General features: G+C 37.7%; 18 protein-coding genes. 8 read left to right on the top strand and 10 right to left on the bottom strand.

What is annotated here, in order from left to right; all coding sequences use genetic code 11:
- Positions 1-568: 568 nt before the first annotated feature.
- Positions 569-1,780, top strand: a complete 1,212-nt coding sequence (locus BUA72_RS23975) for a T9SS type A sorting domain-containing protein (protein WP_072925853.1) — start codon at positions 569-571, stop codon at positions 1,778-1,780.
- Positions 1,781-1,893: 113 nt separating this feature from the next.
- Here the strand turns inward: BUA72_RS23975 and BUA72_RS23970 are convergent, their stop codons facing one another.
- Positions 1,894-2,460 (bottom strand): DUF2867 domain-containing protein, encoded by a 567-nt coding sequence (locus BUA72_RS23970; protein WP_072925850.1) that lies wholly within the window; start codon positions 2,458-2,460, stop codon positions 1,894-1,896.
- 311 nt (positions 2,461-2,771) lie between these two features.
- On the opposite strand from BUA72_RS23970, the gene BUA72_RS23965 reads away from it, so the two are divergent.
- Together BUA72_RS23965 and BUA72_RS23960 are read left to right on the top strand one after the other, a co-directional pair.
- A complete protein-coding gene (locus tag BUA72_RS23965) occupies positions 2,772-3,581 on the top strand; it encodes a hypothetical protein (protein ID WP_072925847.1) in 810 nt (269 codons plus the stop codon).
- 111 nt (positions 3,582-3,692) lie between these two features.
- Positions 3,693-4,841: a methionine aminotransferase gene (locus BUA72_RS23960; RefSeq protein ID WP_072925845.1), complete on the top strand. Its 1,149-nt coding sequence runs from the start codon at positions 3,693-3,695 to the stop codon at positions 4,839-4,841.
- 2 nt (positions 4,842-4,843) lie between these two features.
- On the opposite strand, the gene cls is transcribed toward BUA72_RS23960, so the two are convergent.
- From cls to BUA72_RS23945, 3 genes are all read right to left on the bottom strand, one after another.
- Entirely contained in the window at positions 4,844-6,307 is a 1,464-nt protein-coding gene (cls, locus tag BUA72_RS23955; protein ID WP_072925843.1) for a cardiolipin synthase, read from the bottom strand.
- A gap of 138 nt (positions 6,308-6,445) precedes the next feature.
- Positions 6,446-7,210: an SDR family NAD(P)-dependent oxidoreductase gene (locus BUA72_RS23950; protein ID WP_072925840.1), complete on the bottom strand. Its 765-nt coding sequence runs from the start codon at positions 7,208-7,210 to the stop codon at positions 6,446-6,448.
- Between the two features lie 98 nt (positions 7,211-7,308).
- Positions 7,309-8,247 carry a helix-turn-helix domain-containing protein gene (locus BUA72_RS23945; protein ID WP_072925838.1) on the bottom strand — a complete coding sequence of 313 codons (939 nt, stop codon included), beginning with the start codon at positions 8,245-8,247 and terminating at the stop codon, positions 7,309-7,311.
- 132 nt (positions 8,248-8,379) lie between these two features.
- Here BUA72_RS23945 and BUA72_RS24300 point away from each other — a divergent pair, with 132 nt between their 5' ends.
- From BUA72_RS24300 to BUA72_RS23930, 5 genes are all read left to right on the top strand, one after another.
- The gene (locus BUA72_RS24300) at positions 8,380-8,538 is read left to right on the top strand and encodes a bacteriocin (RefSeq protein ID WP_139259676.1); all 159 of its coding nucleotides are present in this window, start codon (positions 8,380-8,382) and stop codon (positions 8,536-8,538) included.
- 138 nt (positions 8,539-8,676) lie between these two features.
- Positions 8,677-8,841 carry a bacteriocin gene (locus BUA72_RS24295; protein WP_139259675.1) on the top strand — a complete coding sequence of 55 codons (165 nt, stop codon included), beginning with the start codon at positions 8,677-8,679 and terminating at the stop codon, positions 8,839-8,841.
- A 149-nt stretch (positions 8,842-8,990) separates the two neighbouring features.
- Positions 8,991-9,188 (top strand): hypothetical protein, encoded by a 198-nt coding sequence (locus BUA72_RS23940; protein ID WP_072925835.1) that lies wholly within the window; start codon positions 8,991-8,993, stop codon positions 9,186-9,188.
- Between the two features lie 31 nt (positions 9,189-9,219).
- Positions 9,220-9,435: a bacteriocin gene (locus BUA72_RS23935; protein ID WP_047456414.1), complete on the top strand. Its 216-nt coding sequence runs from the start codon at positions 9,220-9,222 to the stop codon at positions 9,433-9,435.
- Between the two features lie 49 nt (positions 9,436-9,484).
- Positions 9,485-9,664: a hypothetical protein gene (locus tag BUA72_RS23930; protein WP_047456416.1), complete on the top strand. Its 180-nt coding sequence runs from the start codon at positions 9,485-9,487 to the stop codon at positions 9,662-9,664.
- 114 nt (positions 9,665-9,778) lie between these two features.
- On the opposite strand, the gene ychF is transcribed toward BUA72_RS23930, so the two are convergent.
- From ychF to BUA72_RS23900, 6 genes are all read right to left on the bottom strand, one after another.
- A complete protein-coding gene (gene ychF / locus BUA72_RS23925; protein ID WP_034725191.1) occupies positions 9,779-10,870 on the bottom strand; it encodes a redox-regulated ATPase YchF in 1,092 nt (363 codons plus the stop codon).
- A 203-nt stretch (positions 10,871-11,073) separates the two neighbouring features.
- Positions 11,074-11,625: a ferritin gene (locus tag BUA72_RS23920; protein ID WP_072925833.1), complete on the bottom strand. Its 552-nt coding sequence runs from the start codon at positions 11,623-11,625 to the stop codon at positions 11,074-11,076.
- A 572-nt stretch (positions 11,626-12,197) separates the two neighbouring features.
- Positions 12,198-13,808, bottom strand: coding sequence for a glycoside hydrolase family 10-like protein (locus tag BUA72_RS23915; RefSeq protein WP_072925830.1), 1,611 nt, complete (start codon positions 13,806-13,808; stop codon positions 12,198-12,200).
- Positions 13,809-13,933: 125 nt separating this feature from the next.
- Positions 13,934-15,739, bottom strand: a complete 1,806-nt coding sequence (typA, locus tag BUA72_RS23910) for a translational GTPase TypA (protein WP_047456424.1) — start codon at positions 15,737-15,739, stop codon at positions 13,934-13,936.
- Positions 15,740-15,924: 185 nt separating this feature from the next.
- Positions 15,925-16,182, bottom strand: coding sequence for a DUF1294 domain-containing protein (locus BUA72_RS23905; RefSeq protein WP_072925828.1), 258 nt, complete (start codon positions 16,180-16,182; stop codon positions 15,925-15,927).
- Positions 16,183-16,278: 96 nt separating this feature from the next.
- On the bottom strand, positions 16,279-16,956 hold the full coding sequence (locus tag BUA72_RS23900) for a YceI family protein (protein ID WP_072925826.1): 678 nt from the start codon (positions 16,954-16,956) through the stop codon (positions 16,279-16,281).
- Between the last annotated feature and the right edge of the window lie 182 nt (positions 16,957-17,138).

Here is a 17,138-nt window from a genome sequence, read left to right as displayed (position 1 = left end):
GATTTACGACATGCTAAATCACACTTAAAAGATATAAAATACCACTTGCTAAGCAAAACATAACAGTTACTAATTCACAATAACAGAATATCACCCATCAGGATACTTTTATGGAAAACATAAAAATAACTTACAAATGAAAATAAAAGTATTCTCAGCTGTTGTCGGATCAGGTATTTCACAATCCTTAGTAAGGATGTTTCCCATTATTCACAAGATCAATTTCCGTCATTTAAAACAGAGGGAAATAATATATTCCAGAATACAAGATAATCTTGATCTTTTCTACAATAAAGGACAGATTCCAAATACCGGAAAGCCAGTCATTAAAATCATTGACCTAACTGTCAGTGCTATACTAAATGGTAAATCCATTTCCACGTAGATTTTAAAAAAAGGCAATTCTTACAAATTTGTGAGTAATATAAAATACTTAACCCCAATTTTTAACTGACAAATAAAAAATGGATAGCCACAACTTTATAATAATAGTTGAAGCTATCTAAGCTAATAATTATTAATCTTAAAGTTTTTGTTGGTTTTTGATGTACAAAACCAAAATTGCATTATGAGAACAGTATATCTTTTAATTATGACATTGCTATTAAGCAGTATTACAGCAAATGCGCAGGTTTTCGATCCACCTCCATGTTCTAATTTCAACACAAATCCGGCACCTAACTGGAATCCTTCTCCGGGCAACAGTAATCTCACAGTACAGTATGGAAGTCCCAATACTTTTGATGGTAGCCAATATCTTAGCCTAACTGACAAATCCGGAGGTTCATGGTATGAAAACACTACCGATTATAAAAGTTTGGGTAAGAGGTTCCTTGGGCAGTGTCTTTATTTTGATTTTTATCTTCAAAACAGCGGAGGCAGCACAGCACCACATCATCCATACATTACCATATCGGATGGTGTCAACCATGCAACATTTACAGCCAATATTACCGTAACGGCAGGAAGCGGATGGGTTCGGGTGAAAGCTCCAATCCAACTTGCTAACGGAGGGCCTCTTCCTAGCAATTCAGATGGTAAATGGACAGCAGCAAGTGCCAGTATTTTTGACAATATTATGCTCAATACTGCCTCGCTGATCCTATCGCCTGAGGTTACTTCATCTCCATCAGAAATAGTCTATTTTGATAATGTCTGCATAAAATCATGCAGTGACTGTACGGCAGATTTCAAACTTGATACATCATTTAGTACCTTTATTAATTCAGCAACTGCTACTTTAACTTTAATTAACCCAATTTATGTTTCCACTCCAGGGAACCCTGGCCCTACTTATACTGTAAACTGGGGAGACGGAACTACATCTCCTGTACTTTTAGCAGCTGTTACTCACAATTATTCAACCGCAGGCACTTATACTATTTGTGTTACTGAGCAAATTGGAAAAGCAGTCAGATGTAAAAGATGCTTTACTTTTTGTTATACATCTCCTATCGTTTCGGGAGTAATGACCCCGCTTCGTGAACTTCAAACTATTACAAAAGCCGAAGTTGAAAAATACGAGAAAAATGAATTTTTGCTGGTTCCAAATCCTGCTAAAAACTATGTGGATGTACAAACTACTCTTTCAAAAAAAGGGTTGATATCCATAAGACTTATTGATATTTCAGGAAAAGTTGTGCTTGAAAAATCTGAAAACCTGAACAGCGGCCGTCAAATTATTAAGCTGAATACCGAAAATCTGATACAAGGAAATTATATAGTGGAACTTCGATCTGAAAATAAAACGAGTTCTCAGAAACTATTGATTTCGAAATAAATTATCTCAAATTAAAATTGAAAGGCCATCTAAATCGGGTGGTCTTTCTTTATCGGTTCCTGTATTTTAAATTAATCTACGATTATTAAACCTACAGTTACATTTCCCTGAAATTAATCAGATGTCAATATCTCAGAATCATAGGTACTGCTTTCCAGCTTTGCAATCATCTTTTTCAGCATGACCGGAACGATCAGCTGGTGAAAAGGACATACAGGCAGGAAATACAGTTTTCCCATCCAGTTGTGGTATTTTACGGTGGTTGAAATCGTTAAAGAATTCGCTTCAGTGCTGTGTTTTGCTTTATCATAAAGAAGAGAAACTCTGAAATCAAGGTGTTTATCATTCTCACCCAGAATAATTTCATGATCTGTCTTACCGAAGACCGTGAAAATTCCGACCTGCTCTCCTACTTCAAGCTGAAGATACTCCGGTTTTAAAGATTCATTTCGCTCTTTTCCGGTTTTCAGTCCGAATATTTTGACCATACGGTTCCTCAAAGCAAACATTTTCTTCCCCCATTGAGGAGTACTGGTAAAAAATGCCTTGCCAATCTCCGCTGTACTGATGCTTCGTTCTCCATTCAGTACTTCTCCACTGAAACTGTCTGTGTAGTCAAAAAAAATTTTTTCTCCGGATAGAACAGATTTGTCGGGTAACCCGGTCTTTTTAATGTTCATGGTCTTGATTTTATGATGATTTAGTTTTCTTTATCACAAATGTAAGAGCCTTGAAGCATAAAGGATGTGAGCAATCTCAGTTTTAAGTTAAAATATATCGCGGATTATTTATTTCATCGATATTCAAAAATTACACTTATCTGTTAATCAGGCACACTTATTAGAAAAATATCTACACTTACCAATTCACACAACAGGGAGTTTTAAAAGCTGTTAATTTTATTCAAAACTAAAATACGGAATGATGTCCAAAAGCTTCCGGGCTTTCTCATCTTCCAAAAAAAACGACCAACCATAAAAACTTTACTAATATGAAACTCAAAAACATGGCTATCTTAGGATTGTCAGCCGGACTTTTCTTTTTATCAGGATGCCGCGACAACAACGAACAACTTGAAGAATCTACAGGCGTTGCGCCAACAACTTTTAGCAAAACAGATTTGTCTAACCTGCCACCTCCACCACCGGGAGTCAGGGAAGAATTTGCCCAGGACGGCATTGACATTGATAAAATAAGAGTCGAATATTTCTCTGACGGACAGCAGGTTGACCCCATCGCTGATTTGGAAAATAAATATCCTGTAGCTTCTCTGGTGAAAAACCCAATCAATCAGTCTGCACTTATTACGGTAAGGACTTTTTCTTCAGAAGAAAAGTACCTCCAGTATGGCGAACAGAACGGTCTGAAATTCCGTGAAACAAAAGCATTTAATGAATCCATACAGAAATACGCAGAAGTGAACGGTTTAGTTCAAATGGCTGAAGCCGGAGAACAACTGCCTGACAGCTATTATGCATTTGAAAAGCAGCAGTATCAGACTTTTTTCGGAGCATTCAGTCCGGGATGGCTGAGGGTTTATGATGACATTATCCCCTATGGTTCCAACAAATATGTCATGTCTCCATTTACCCCAACGCTGGGCTTCTGGTTTTTTGACAACTGGAATAATAAAATCGGATGTTATAAAAGACAGCACATTTATATGGTGGAACACCTGTATGACAAAAAGTTTTTCAGAAAACATTTAGTTTCTCTTTCCGGATGGGGAGGCTCTACCGTGATGTTCTGGGGAATCCTTGGCTATGTCAACAACAGAGTGGAATCTATGATCCTGTTTTAAAATAAAGCAAAATAAATAACTGGCTGTTTCGAAAGAAGCGGCCTTTTTTGCGTTCTTCTGTTTCATGGTTGCAAAAAATAAATTAAATTCGGATCAACAAAATTGATCTTCATGATACAACTTCCTTTATCTAAGCTTTCTAATGTAGGAACTACCATTTTCAGCCAGATGACACAGCTCGCCAACGAAAATGAGGCCATCAACCTTTCTCAGGGATTTCCGGATTTCATGCCGGATGCTGAACTGCTGGACCATGTAGACCATTTCATTAAAAAGGGTTTCAACCAATATGCTCCGCTGGGTGGAATGATGCCGTTAAAGGAAGAAATCGCCAGAAAAATTGAGAACAGTCATCAAGCGATTTATCACCCGGATTCTGAAATAACGGTTACCGCAGGAGGTACACAGGCTATTTTCACAGCAATTGCCACGTTTGTAAAAAAGGATGATGAAGTCATTATTTTTGAGCCGGCTTATGACTGTTATGAGCCTACTGTAGAACTTTTCGGAGGTATTGTAAAACGTTTTGAAATGAAAGCTCCGGATTATGAGATCGACTGGAATACGGTAAAAGGTCTCGTGAGCGATAAAACGAAAATGATCATTCTCAACAATCCGAATAACCCTTCCGAAAAGATCTTAAAGGAAAGCGACCTGCAGGAACTCGTTGCCATCGTAAAAGATACTCCCATCCTTATTCTGAGTGACGAGGTGTATGAAAATATTGTATTTGACGGAAAGCAGCATTTAAGCATCTGTAAGTATCCTGAACTTAAAGAAAGAAGCCTTCTTGTCGCATCTTTTGGGAAACTATTCCATGTTACAGGCTGGAAAACCGGATATTGTGCAGCGCCTAAAAACCTTACCGACGAGTTCAGAAAGGTGCATCAGTTCAATGTTTTCTGTGTAAATACGCCGATCCAGCTTGCATTGGCAGAGTACATGAAAAATGACGATCATTACAATCACTTAAATTCATTCTTCCAGGAAAAGAGAGATTTTCTGAGACAGGGACTTGCGGGGACTTCTTTCGGGCTGTTGGACTGTGAGGGAACCTATTTCCAGGCACTTACCTACGATAAAATTTCCGATAAAAATGATTTTGATTTCGCTTCTGAATTGACAATCAATCATAAAGTAGCCAGTGTTCCTTTCTCATCATTTTATAAAAACAAAAGAAATGATCACGTCATCAGATTATGTTTCGCGAAAAAACAGGAAACGCTGGAAAGAGCAATAGAAAACCTTTCCAGGCTTTAAAATTATATCAGCGGAGAAAGTAGTCTGGCCAGATGCTCAAAGAACACTTTGGATTTTGGCCTTTTTATCCAGGATTCAAGGGAGATTTCTTCGCAGTCATTCATATCTTCATGAAAGATGTCCTGAAGTTTCCCGTTGATCTTTTGATCAAAAACCAATGCATTCACCTCGAAATTCAGTTCCTGGCTTCGCACGTCCATATTCGCGGTACCTACTGAAGAAAACTGATCATCTATGAGCATTGTTTTCGCATGAATAAAGCCTTTTTTGTAAAAGAAAATCCTAACATCATTCTCTAAAAGTTCTTCATAATAAGAATAGGCTGCTGCGTTTACGATGACGGAATCACCTGATTTGGGAACCATCAGTCTTACATCAACCCCGGAAAGTGCGGCCTGTTTAATGGCATTTAATACCGTTTCAACCGGAATAAAGTAAGGTGTAACGATATAGATCCGTTTTTTCGCAGAAAGTACGGCTGAAGTTGTACTCAGCATAATGGAAGGTTTGGTATCCGGTCCGCTGGCAGCCGTCTGAATTAATGAAGTTCCTTGACCTTCGTTTTTTGTAAAATAGAGTTGGGAAATCTCAGGAATTTTTTCCGTGGCAAAAATCCAGTTGCTGAAAAACAAAAACTGAAAATAAAAAGCCGCATCTCCTTTCATGTACAAATGAACATCCCTCCAATATTGCTTGGGATTAGGATTAATATATTTATCCGAAACATTGATTCCGCCTGTAAAAACTTCCGCCCCATCTACAATAATGATCTTTCGGTGATCTCTGTAATTGACCCGGTTCGCGAGAAGTCTGAATGTGATTTTATTAACGGGAGACACCTGTACTCCACCTTCTTTCAACCTTTTCAGAAGCTTTTTTCCTATTTTTCCACTGCCCATATCATCATACAAAAAACGGACAATCACGCCTTCTCCTGCCTTTCGGATCAGCAAATCCGCAAGTCTGTTCCCGATATTGTCATTATCATAAATATAGTATTCCAGATGAATGTGATGAACCGCTTTTTCAAGAACCTCAAAAACCTTTTCAAATTTACCTTCACCGTTAATCAGCACTTCTGCATAATTTCCCTGTGACAAAGGAGAATGCCCGGCATTATACAGAAAATTAACAGTCGTGAGAAACTGGTCTATATCTTCCCTATGATTTTCCAGCGTTTTATGGTGTGTTTCTCTGATATACGTACTTACAACCTGATAAACCTGCTCGTTCCGCTCTATTTTAAAAGTATAAAACTTATTTTTCCGGTAATTCACCCCAAAGACAAAGTAGATAATAATTCCCAACACCGGAAGAAAGATGATCAGCATGAGATAAGCCAGGGTTTTACTTGTATTTTTGGTATCCATGATAATTTTCCCCGCCAGAAAAATAATCCCGACGAGATAAAGAACTTCGAGCCCTACAAGAATATAGGGAAACTGGTCAAAAAATTCTTTAATCATAGCAGTGAAGTTTATTATTGATATTAAAGGTAGGTAAATTTGTTAAAAAACTTCTTTATCCGTTCTCTCAGTAATAAAAAATATAACCAGCCCTTTTCAGAACTGGTTATACCTTTTGATTTTATTTGAATAGGTCTTCTATAAAAACATTCCTCCTGAAGCTTCGATTCTCTGTCCGGTAATCCAGCCAGCATCTTCAGTACAAAGAAAAGCAACTACCCCGCCGATATCATCCGGAAGTCCGGCTCTGCCTAAAGCAGTAATATTGGAAATCATTGAGTTTACATTCTGATCGTCTCTGGTTCTTCCGCCTCCGAAATCAGTTTCAATGGCTCCCGGCGCAATCACATTGGCTTTGATTTTACGCGAGCCTAATTCTTTGGCCATGTATTTGGTCAGCATCTCAACACCCGCTTTCATAGCACCGTAAACGGATGATCCCGGAAGAGCAAATCTTGCCAGTCCTGATGAAATATTTACAATTCCACCGCCATCATTGATGAAAGGAAGCATTTTCTGTGTCAGAAAGAAAACCCCTTTAAAGTGTACATTAACGATATCATCAAGCTGCTCTTCCGTAGTTTCTGTGATTGGAGCGTATAAAGCCGTTCCCGCATTGTTGATCAGGAAATCGATGTTTGAGTTTCCCGTTTCTGTTTCCAGGTGATCGGTGATGTTTTTGACAAATGCATCAAAGCTTTTCACATCTCTCGTGTCCAGCTGATAAGCGATGGCTTTTTGACCCAAAGCTTTGATTTCGTTTACAACAGCATCCGCCTCTTCTTTACTGTTTTTATACGTAATAATAACGTCTAGTCCTTTCTGAGCAATTTTTAGGGCTGCATTTTTACCCAATCCGCGGCTTCCTCCAGTGATTAATGCAATTTTTGTTTTTGTATTCATCTTTTATATGATTTGTTTTACTATTTAATGGTACAAAGTTGGGCAATTTTGCAGAGGATACGGTTGCCCGAATCAATCTGAAATTTGCAAAATTCAAATCATGAACGAAATTCCATCGGTGTGAAAGATGTTTTTCTTTTGAAGAAGTTGGAAAAGTGGGCTATTTCTTCAAAACCCAATGCATAGGAGATCTCAGAGACATTCCATTTGGTCTGTCTTAAAAGGATTTTAGCTTCCTGAACCATCCGGTCTGCAATAAATTCAGTGGTGGTTTTTCCGGTGCTTTCTTTTAATTTTTTATTTAAATAATTCACATGTACAGCCAGACGGTCTGCATAATCTTTCGCTGTTTTCAATTGCAGCCTCTGTTCTGAGGATTCAATAGGAAACTGTCTTTCCAAAAGCTCAATAAACAATGAAACTACCCGTAATGAAGCATCATTGGAAGCTGATAATTTTGCCGCAGGCTGCAGTTTCTGCCCGTAATGAATGAGTTCCAGAACGTAGTTTCTGATCAGATCATATTTGAATACATAATCTGAATCTATTTCATTTTTTATCTTCCCGAAAAGCACTTCTATTTCATCTGCCAGTTCATCTTCAATTTCAAATAACGGGATGTTTCCGGGCTGAAAGATAGGCAGTTCTTCCAATGAAAACCGTGACTGTGCCTTAATGAAAAAATCTTCTGTAAATACACAGAAACTCCCCGACTGATCAGGATCTTCAGGAACCCAGTGATACGGAACCTTTGGAGTGGCGAACAGCAATGCATTTTTCTTAATCGCAACAATCTTATCTGCATACTCTGCCCTGTTCCGGCCTCTGATCAAACTGATTTTATAGTACTTACGCCGGTTATATGGCATTTCCGAAGTCATTTTCACCTTTTCTATGGTCTGCCTGATATCAAATACATTAAAGTGTCCGATATCTTTACCAAGCCCTTTTGGAAAAATACTTTCAAGGTCTTTCCCCAGCTTGGCGGTCATTTCTTTATAAAAGTCTTCAAGGGATGCATGAGCGATCTTTTCCATAGCTAACGATTTGTAAAATTCAAATATACAAAGTTGCCGTTATATGAAAATAAAATACAGCTGAAATTTTAAAATACCATTCAATAAGTATTTTTTATACCTTGGCTGAACTAAACAACAACCTATATTATTATGAAAAATCAAAATTTAGCAAACGGAAAAAAATTAAACAAGAAAGAATTGAGAAGTATTACCGGTGGATTGATGATGTGCCGTGATCCAAAAACCAATCAGTGCCGGATTTTTTCAACAGGCTGCGCCGATCCTCAATGCCGTCCGGACCTTCCTTAAGCAAAAAACGGGTACCGCAGAACACACATCGTTCATCAGCAGTATTTTCTTAACTGTGTAAAATATATTCCTTATCAAGTGATATATATTCAGATTTTTCATACCTTAGTTTTAACTAACACACTAAAAATCAAAACAATGAAAAATCAAGACTTACCGAAAGGAAAAAAACTGAACAAAAAGCAGCTAAGAAGCATTACCGGAGGATTAATGGACTGCATTGATCCGATGACCGGAGGCTGCAGAAAAATATCAATAGGCTGTGCACAATTGCAATGCAGACCTATAATAGATCCATTATAAGAAATTAAAAAGAACCGTTCACAACCTGAACGGTTTTTTTATATTTTCCAGTCATTAATATAATTTTAGAATATTTTTTCTTCACCAAGTGATATATGTGAATATTTTTCATATCTTAGTTTTCAACTAACACACTAAAAATCAAAACAATGAAAAGCCTATTTTTAAAAGGAGGGAAAAAACTAACTAAAAATCAATTAAAAACTATTGCAGGAGGTCTACTGAACTGTGCGGCACCTGTTCTTTGCCCGGTTCAACCATGTGAACCTTCTTCAGAGCCAAACGGATGTACGATTATCTCAAAAGTATGTGCACAAAAAGAATGCAGACCACAACCTTTAGTTTAGAATTAATCACAAATTAAGTCAATTGAAAACTATGAAAAATCTAATTTTAAAAAGCGGGAAAAAGCTAAGTAAAAAAGAGCTAAAAACTATTTCCGGAGGTATGATAAACTGTATGGAACCAATTCTTTGTACAGAATTTCCATGCGAGCCTTTTCCACCTGGTGATCCCAGAGCCTGTTCAAAAATTTCTATAGGTTGTGCTCAAAAACAATGCAGACCTCAACCTGATCCGGTTTTTGAACCATAATTCATTGTAACAGCAATCTACAAAAACTAATTAAAATAAATCAAAGACTATGAAAAATCAAAATTTGAGCAACGGAAAAAAACTAAACAAAAGAGAATTAAGAACAATCGTTGGCGGAAAGGAAATGTGCATTGATCCTTTTACAGGAGAATGCAGAAAATACGGAAGAGGATGCGCTGAACAGCAGTGTCAACTGATCATCATAGATCCTATCGAACGTTTATTCTAATATCAAGAAATATGTTTAAGAAGCCACTCTCCTGCAGGGTGGTTTTTTTATGCAAAAAACGCTTCCCATATTGCGTGGAAGCGTTTTTCATTTATAACTAACTTTAATATATTCTTATACGTTGAATCTAAAGTGCATGATGTCACCATCCTGAACGATATATTCTTTACCTTCTACAGATAATTTTCCGGCTTCTTTAATTTTCACCTCAGAACCGTACGTTAAATAATCATTGTACTTGATTACTTCTGCACGGATGAAACCTTTTTCGAAGTCTGTGTGGATCACTCCGGCAGCCTGTGGAGCTGTCCATCCCTGACCAATTGTCCATGCTCTTACTTCTTTTACACCCGCTGTAAAATACGTCTGAAGCTTCAGTAAGTCGTAAGCTTTTCTGATCAAACGGTTTACTCCAGGCTCTTCAAGACCCAATTCTTCAAGGAAAATCTCTCTTTCCTCAAATGTTTCAAGTTCATTGATATCTGCCTCGATCTGTGCTGCCAAAACAACAACTTCTGCGCCTTCATTTTTAGCCATCGTTTCGATTTTCTCTATCCATTCGTTTCCGTTTTTGATAGAATTTTCGTCTACGTTGCATACATACAATACCGGCTTTTTCGTTAAAAGCTGGATATCATCAATGATAGGCTGCGTTAAGTCGTTAACAGGAAATTCTCTTGCATTCTTTCCATCTTCAATGAACTTCTCTAAGTTTTGAAGGGTTTCGTATACAAGGATATCGTCTTTCTTTCCAGACTTGATGAATTTTTTAGCTTTTTCAACTGCTTTTCCTACCGTTTCAAGGTCTTTCAGCTGTAACTCGATGTCGATGATCTCTTTATCTCTCATCGGATCTACAGAACCTTCAACGTGGATGATATTACCATTGTCAAAACATCTTAAAACGTGGATAATCGCTTCACACTCGCGGATATTCGCCAGGAACTGGTTTCCCAATCCTTCTCCTTTGCTCGCCCCTTTTACAAGACCTGCAATGTCAACGATTTCAACTACCGCAGGCAGTACTCTCTCCGGATTAACTAATTTCTCAAGCTCGAATAATCTCTGATCCGGTACCGATACCGTTCCTAAGTTCGGTTCTATGGTACAGAAAGGATAGTTCGCAGACTGCGCTTTAGCGTTGCTTAAGCAGTTAAAAAGAGTTGATTTACCTACATTCGGAAGGCCTACAATTCCACATTTCATATTGTAAAATTCAAAGTTTAATGTTCAATGATACGATTTAAGTTCAAGGTTTAGGGTCTTGTATATAAAGGCTTTCCTTTATCAACTCCGGACCATTGAACTTTCAGCCTGCAAAGGTAGTGAATTTATGGGGAGATTCATAATAAAAAAATCTGCCAGTAATTCTGACAGATTTTTAATAATTTTAGTTCACCAATTGGTTTTTATGGATTCTCCCCGGTCGCTTCCTGAGCCAGAGGAACGTCATTCGGGGCATTCTGTAATGCTTTATCTAAAGTAAATAATGATTCATCTGTAGCTCTGTCTCCCCCTGCAATTTTTAATTTATCGATCAGGTTGGCCGCCAATGTTTCTTCTTCGATCTGTTCCTGAACAAACCACTGCATAAAATTCCAGGTTGCCCAGTCTTTTTCTTCTAACGCCATATCTACAATTTTATAAATGGCAGTTGTATTGTCTACTTCATGCTTAAAGACTCCATCGAAACAGGCCGTTAAAGAGTCCGGATCGGCCGGAGGAGCCGGAATGGTATCCACTTTCGGTTTTCCGCCTCTGTTCAGTACATATTCCATGAATTTGATGGAATGGTTTCTTTCTTCCTGCGAGTGTCTGTAAAGGAAGTTGGCAATTCCCTGATAACCTTTGTCATCTGCCCATATTCCATACGATAGAAAAATATGTGACGCGTGAATCTCTTTGTTCATCTGATCACTTAATGCTTTTTCAATAGTCGCGGAAAGTCTGTTGGTATTCATAATGGTATTTTTTTGTGATTATGGAAATAATAATGCAAAAATGGTTCCGCCCCTGTTTCTTTTTTCTCTCAATAAATTCTAGACTGTTTTTAAGTTATTGATTTAAAGATAATTAAATGTTTAATTTATAGTTATTCTAAAATAAATTGATCTCATTTCTTGAATTGGTTTGTCTTTTTGGGTTAACGCAAGGGCGCAAATTATTTTCTGATTCGACTGTTTTAAGGCGCAAGGATTTTATCTTCGATAAAATTTCATGCCGCTAACTAAGGTGCTATTTAAAGAAAAAACAGTTCAAAAAGATCAGTTTTTGGTGAATGCTAGCGCGCAAATTATTTTCTGATTCGGATGCTTTAAGATATAAGGGCTTTATCTCCCATAAGATTTCATGCTGTTGACTGAATATTTTATTTAAAAGAAAAACCAGTTCTTTTTTGAACTGGTTGTATTCTGGTTTTATTAAACGTAAAAGGTTTTTATTCGTTTTTTCCAGGCTGCTGAATTAAATTAATAATCGGGAGTTATGACAAGGCTAATACTAACTTCCAGCCTCCTTCTTCCCTTTCAGCCCTTTACTTTATCTTCTTCGCCATATAATCGCTCTCATTTCCGAGTCTGTCCACTGCTTTTATAGCTACTGCGTTGAGTTTCTTGCCGTCTTTAAATTTTGGGATATCTTTTGAAAGGGTGTCTAAAGTAAGGATTTCTGTTTCCCAAACTCCGTTATACTGGGTGAAAAGTACCCATTGAAATACATCACCTATGTTTTTAGTGCTCCAGCTTGTTCTGGCTGAACTTCCGCTGTCTGTCACAAAAATGGTAGGGGTCTGCAATGGAATGGCTTTGATCCAGGATGTTTTCGGGATCAGTGCTTTTTCTTTGTAAGGTCCGTTTTTCAGGACAGGAAGCATATTGGCATTTTTTGTAAGGCCAGCAATGCTCCAGTGGATTTCTCCGGCATCATTCTTTAAGATCTGTCTTGAAACTTCAATCTGATTTTTAATTTCCGTAGGTCGATCTGATACTTTGATCTCAACGGTATTCAGTCCCGGCCACAGGTGACGGTTCATTGTATTTTCAGATTTCCACCAGTTCAGTAAAGCTTCAAAACCCTGCCCTTTTGAGTCAATCGGCCAGTATAGCTGTGGTGAGAAATAATCTACCCATCCTTTATTCAGCCATAATTTAGCATCAGCATACAATTCGTCATACTGAGATGAACCTACGATTCCTTCAGGATATCCTGGTTTCCAGATTCCAAACGGGCTGATTCCAAATCGTACATAATTTTTTTCTGCATGAATCTCTTTATAAATCCTTTCCACGAATTTATTCACGTTGTCTCTTCTCCAGTCTGCTCTGGACAAGGTTCCACCACTTCTCAGATACTCATTCCAGCTGGCATTATCCGGAAAATCCGCACCTCTGTTGTACGTGGCGTAAGGATAGAAATAGTCATCAAAATGAACGGCATCGATATCATATCTTTTCACAATATCTTTTACAACATTGGAAACGTGGCCCTGCGTTTTTGGATTAGCGGGATCGAACCAGTACATTCCGTTCTTTAATTTAATCACGATATCGGACAGCTTGCTCGCCATAGAAAGGCTATTAACAGCTCCTCCGTTTGAATGGTGAGCACGGTAAGGATTTAACCATACATGCAGTTCCAGGCCTCTCTTATGCGCTTCTTCAATCCAAAACTGAAGGGGGTCATAATTTGGATAAGGAGCAGATCCGGTCTGCCCAGTCAGAAAGTATGACCAGGGTTCAATGTTACTCGTATATAAAGCATCCGCAGAAGGTCTGATCTGGAAGATGGCTGCGTTGAAATTATTGTCTTTCAGCATATCGAGCATGCTAATGGCTTCTGCTTTCTGCTGATCAACGGTTAAATTATTTCTTGACGGCCAGTTGATATTGGCTACACTGGCAATCCAGGCTCCACGGAATTCTCTTTTAACTTCGGGAAGAACGGTTCTGAAGTTTTCATCCGCCGGAGGAACTGGTGTTCCGGGTTTTACTACGGCAACCGGTTCTTTAGGTTTTGATATATTGGTATTGGGCTTTGCTGTATTTTTTGTCGGGGCTGCTTTTACGGTATTGTTCTGGACGGAGCAACTGGCATATGATGCAAAAACTCCGGCTAAAACAGTAAGCTTTATGATATTCATTCTCATCGTCTGCAAACTACTTTAAATTTTATTTTTTCTAAGAGATTATTATGCCAAAATAAACATTTTAAGACATAGTATAATAAAAAAGCCCCGAAAAATTCGAGGCTTTTCTTATATGTAAGAATTTCTTATGCTTTCGCAGATCTGTCCATTCTTTTTCTTTCTTCTTCAGAAAGTACTTTCTTTCTCATTCTGATGAAGTTTGGAGTCACCTCAATCGCTTCATCACCCTGAATATATTCCATACATTCTTCAAGAGAGAATAAGATTTTCGGTGCAACACCTGTATCTTTATCTTTACCTGAAGCTCTCATGTTGTTCAATTGCTTTGCTTCAACGATGTTTACGACCAAGTCACCTGGCTTGTTTTGTTCACCGATGATCATACCTGCATAGATTTCCTCACCCGGATCTACATAGAACTTACCTCTATCCTGTAGTTTAGCGATAGAATATTCTGTAGCAGGACCTTGAGTTTTGCTGATCAGTACACCATTGCTTCTTCCAGGAATAGCACCTTTGAAAGGCTTGTATTCTGTGAAACGGTGAGCCATAATAGCTTCACCAGCAGTAGCGGTCAACATTTGAGAACGCAATCCGATCAAACCTCTTGAAGGAATTTCGAATTCCATATGCTGCATTTCTCCTTTAGTTTCCATAATGTGAAGGTCACCTTTTCTCTGAGTAGCCAAGTCGATTACTCTTGAAGCAAATTCTTCAGGAACGTCTACTACTAAAGATTCATAAGGCTCACATTTTTCTCCGTCGATTTCTCTAAGGATAACCTGCGGCTGACCAATTGTCATTTCATACCCTTCTCTTCTCATTGTTTCGATCAAAACTGATAAGTGAAGAATACCTCTACCGAATACTAAGAAAGTGTTAGCATCATCAGTTTGTTCAACTCTTAATGCTAAGTTTTTCTCTAATTCTTTTGTTAATCTTTCTTTCAGGTGGTTAGAAGTAACATATTTACCGTCTTTACCGAAGAAAGGTGAATTGTTGATAGAGAACGTCATGTTCAATGTAGGCTCATCAATTGCAGTTCTTGGCAATGGTTCAGGGTTTTCAAGATCTACGAATGAATCACCGATCTGGAAAGCGTCAAAACCTACAACAGCACAGATATCACCTGCTTTTACTTCTGTAACTTTTTTCTTACCTAACCCTTCAAAAACGTAAAGTTCTTTTACTTTTCCTTTCAATACCTTACCGTCTGCCTGAGCTAAACCAATCCACTGAGATTCTTTGATCTCTCCTCTGATCACTTTTCCGATTGCAATTCTTCCTAAGAAAGAAGAAAAGTCAAGAGAAACGATTTGCATCTGTAAGTTTCCTTCCTCTACTTTAGGTTCAGGAACATATTGTAGGATACCATCTAATAATGGGAAAATATCTTCTGTCTGCTCTAATGAAGTGTTGAACCAACCTTGCTTGGAAGAACCGTAGAATGTTGGGAAGTCAAGCTGCTCTTCAGTAGCCTCAAGGTTGAAGAATAAATCAAATACCTGGTCATGAACTTCTTCAGGACGACAGTTTGGTTTATCTACTTTATTGATTACCACTAATGGTCTAAGTCCTAATTCCAATGCTTTCTGAAGTACGAATCTTGTCTGAGGCATTGGCCCTTCAAAGGCATCTACCAACAAAATAACTCCATCCGCCATTTTTAAAACTCTCTCTACTTCCCCACCGAAATCGGCGTGACCGGGAGTATCGATTACGTTAATCTTAACGTCTTTATAAGTAACAGAAATATTTTTAGATAGAATGGTAATACCTCTTTCTCTTTCAAGATCGTTATTATCCATTATTAATTCTCCACTTTCCTGATTTTCTCTGAAAATGTTTGTAGCATGAATAATCTTGTCAACCAAAGTCGTCTTCCCGTGGTCAACGTGTGCGATAATCGCAATATTTCTAATGTTTTGCATGAATGATTTTTACGGGTGCAAAAATAGTGATTTCTAATGAATAATAAGCAAGAATATAAATTAATTAACAAATTCATAATGAGCACGTTCACCAGTTTACCCTGTTAAAGCTTTAAAATTGAAGATTTTAGAATTCCATTTAAATTGAAGATTAAGAATCTACCATTAGGTTTAAATGATTAATCTCACGAATATTTTTCTAAAAAATAAATACATACGACCTGAATTAAAATAATTCCGCCCAATTTCAGCAAAAAAGATTTTTTAGAAATTTTGTGCCTCAAAATGAGCATTCCTAAAATGGCTCCGACTGTCCCACCAAGAAATGTAAATCCTAAAAGTGTACTTTCAGGAATTCTTCTTTTATGTTTAATGGAAAGTCTTTTGTCCCAGCCAAAAATGATGAAAGTGATCAGGCTTGTGATGAGTAGAATGTAGATCATGGGTGCAAAAGTAATGAATTGGGAGATCTTCAGCCACCATAAAAAAAGCTGCTTTTATAAAAAAGCAGCTCTCCCTATTTGTATTGTATCTAACAATTATTTTTTAGCTTTCACATCAACAGAGATCTCAATGTCTTTGCTGATCATCCATTCTGCAGGATCTGCTTCTGAAGTCCCGAATTTAAGCCCCCAATCTGCTCTGTTTACCGTAAATTTAGCATTCACAGATGCTGAAGTTTCTGTTACATCTACTTTAGCAGGGAAAGTTACATTAACTGTTTTTCCTGATAAGGTAAGGTTTCCGCTTACTGTTTTGTTGGCTCCTGCAACAGCATCTTTAGGTGCATCTTTTAAATCTGTTACACTGGTGATTTTAAAATCTGAAGTGGGATTCTTTGCCGTATCAAAGAAATCAGGATTTTTTAAGTGAGCTTCAAGATCTGCCGGCTTTTTATCTTTCTCCGTTACTGAAGCCGGATCCACTTTAATAGAATTCATATCGATCACAAAATTTCCGGCAGCCAACTGACCTCCTTCAATGCTAAGATCTCCAGACTTTACGTTAAGTGTTCCCCAACGAGGTGCCATACCTCCTTTGTGAAAAGCTTTCCAGTTTACTACAGAAGCAGCAACATCTACCGGTAAAACTTCACCTTTGCTCTCAGCTACTTTCTGTTCTGTAGCCGTAGCCGTAGTACCCGCTGATTTATCTTTATTACATGATGCTGCAAGCAATCCAATTCCTACTAATGCGATTACACTAAGTTTTTTCATATTGTTTATTTGTTTAGAAAATTGTTTTAAAACTTTAAATTTAAGAATTTCAAAAATAGAAAACCATATTAATGATCACCTTAACATACATCAAGAAACGAAAATTTTAACATTTATTGTATAGAAAATACTTTATTTTAAATTTATTAACTTCGTGATGAGTCACAGCATTCATGGCTCAT

Origin of the sequence: Chryseobacterium sp. OV279, assembly GCF_900128945.1 — a bacterium.
Lineage (GTDB): Bacteria > Bacteroidota > Bacteroidia > Flavobacteriales > Weeksellaceae > Chryseobacterium.
Note: the sequence above shows the minus strand (reverse complement) of the source record. Positions and strands in the feature narration are given on the sequence as shown.

Coding starts and splice junctions, on each gene's coding strand:
- BUA72_RS23960 (WP_072925845.1), top strand. CDS start 3,693: ATGATACAACTTCCTTTATCTAAGCTTTCTAATGTAGGAACTACCATT.
- BUA72_RS23900 (WP_072925826.1), bottom strand. CDS start 16,956: ATGAAAAAACTTAGTGTAATCGCATTAGTAGGAATTGGATTGCTTGCA.
- BUA72_RS23940 (WP_072925835.1), top strand. CDS start 8,991: ATGAAAAGCCTATTTTTAAAAGGAGGGAAAAAACTAACTAAAAATCAA.
- BUA72_RS24300 (WP_139259676.1), top strand. CDS start 8,380: ATGAAAAATCAAAATTTAGCAAACGGAAAAAAATTAAACAAGAAAGAA.
- BUA72_RS23920 (WP_072925833.1), bottom strand. CDS start 11,625: ATGAATACCAACAGACTTTCCGCGACTATTGAAAAAGCATTAAGTGAT.
- ychF (WP_034725191.1), bottom strand. CDS start 10,870: ATGAAATGTGGAATTGTAGGCCTTCCGAATGTAGGTAAATCAACTCTT.
- BUA72_RS23930 (WP_047456416.1), top strand. CDS start 9,485: ATGAAAAATCAAAATTTGAGCAACGGAAAAAAACTAAACAAAAGAGAA.
- BUA72_RS23935 (WP_047456414.1), top strand. CDS start 9,220: ATGAAAAATCTAATTTTAAAAAGCGGGAAAAAGCTAAGTAAAAAAGAG.
- BUA72_RS23905 (WP_072925828.1), bottom strand. CDS start 16,182: ATGATCTACATTCTACTCATCACAAGCCTGATCACTTTCATCATTTTT.
- BUA72_RS23915 (WP_072925830.1), bottom strand. CDS start 13,808: ATGAGAATGAATATCATAAAGCTTACTGTTTTAGCCGGAGTTTTTGCA.
- cls (WP_072925843.1), bottom strand. CDS start 6,307: ATGATTAAAGAATTTTTTGACCAGTTTCCCTATATTCTTGTAGGGCTC.
- BUA72_RS23965 (WP_072925847.1), top strand. CDS start 2,772: ATGAAACTCAAAAACATGGCTATCTTAGGATTGTCAGCCGGACTTTTC.
- BUA72_RS24295 (WP_139259675.1), top strand. CDS start 8,677: ATGAAAAATCAAGACTTACCGAAAGGAAAAAAACTGAACAAAAAGCAG.
- BUA72_RS23945 (WP_072925838.1), bottom strand. CDS start 8,247: ATGGAAAAGATCGCTCATGCATCCCTTGAAGACTTTTATAAAGAAATG.
- BUA72_RS23950 (WP_072925840.1), bottom strand. CDS start 7,210: ATGAATACAAAAACAAAAATTGCATTAATCACTGGAGGAAGCCGCGGA.
- BUA72_RS23970 (WP_072925850.1), bottom strand. CDS start 2,460: ATGAACATTAAAAAGACCGGGTTACCCGACAAATCTGTTCTATCCGGA.
- BUA72_RS23975 (WP_072925853.1), top strand. CDS start 569: ATGAGAACAGTATATCTTTTAATTATGACATTGCTATTAAGCAGTATT.
- typA (WP_047456424.1), bottom strand. CDS start 15,739: ATGCAAAACATTAGAAATATTGCGATTATCGCACACGTTGACCACGGG.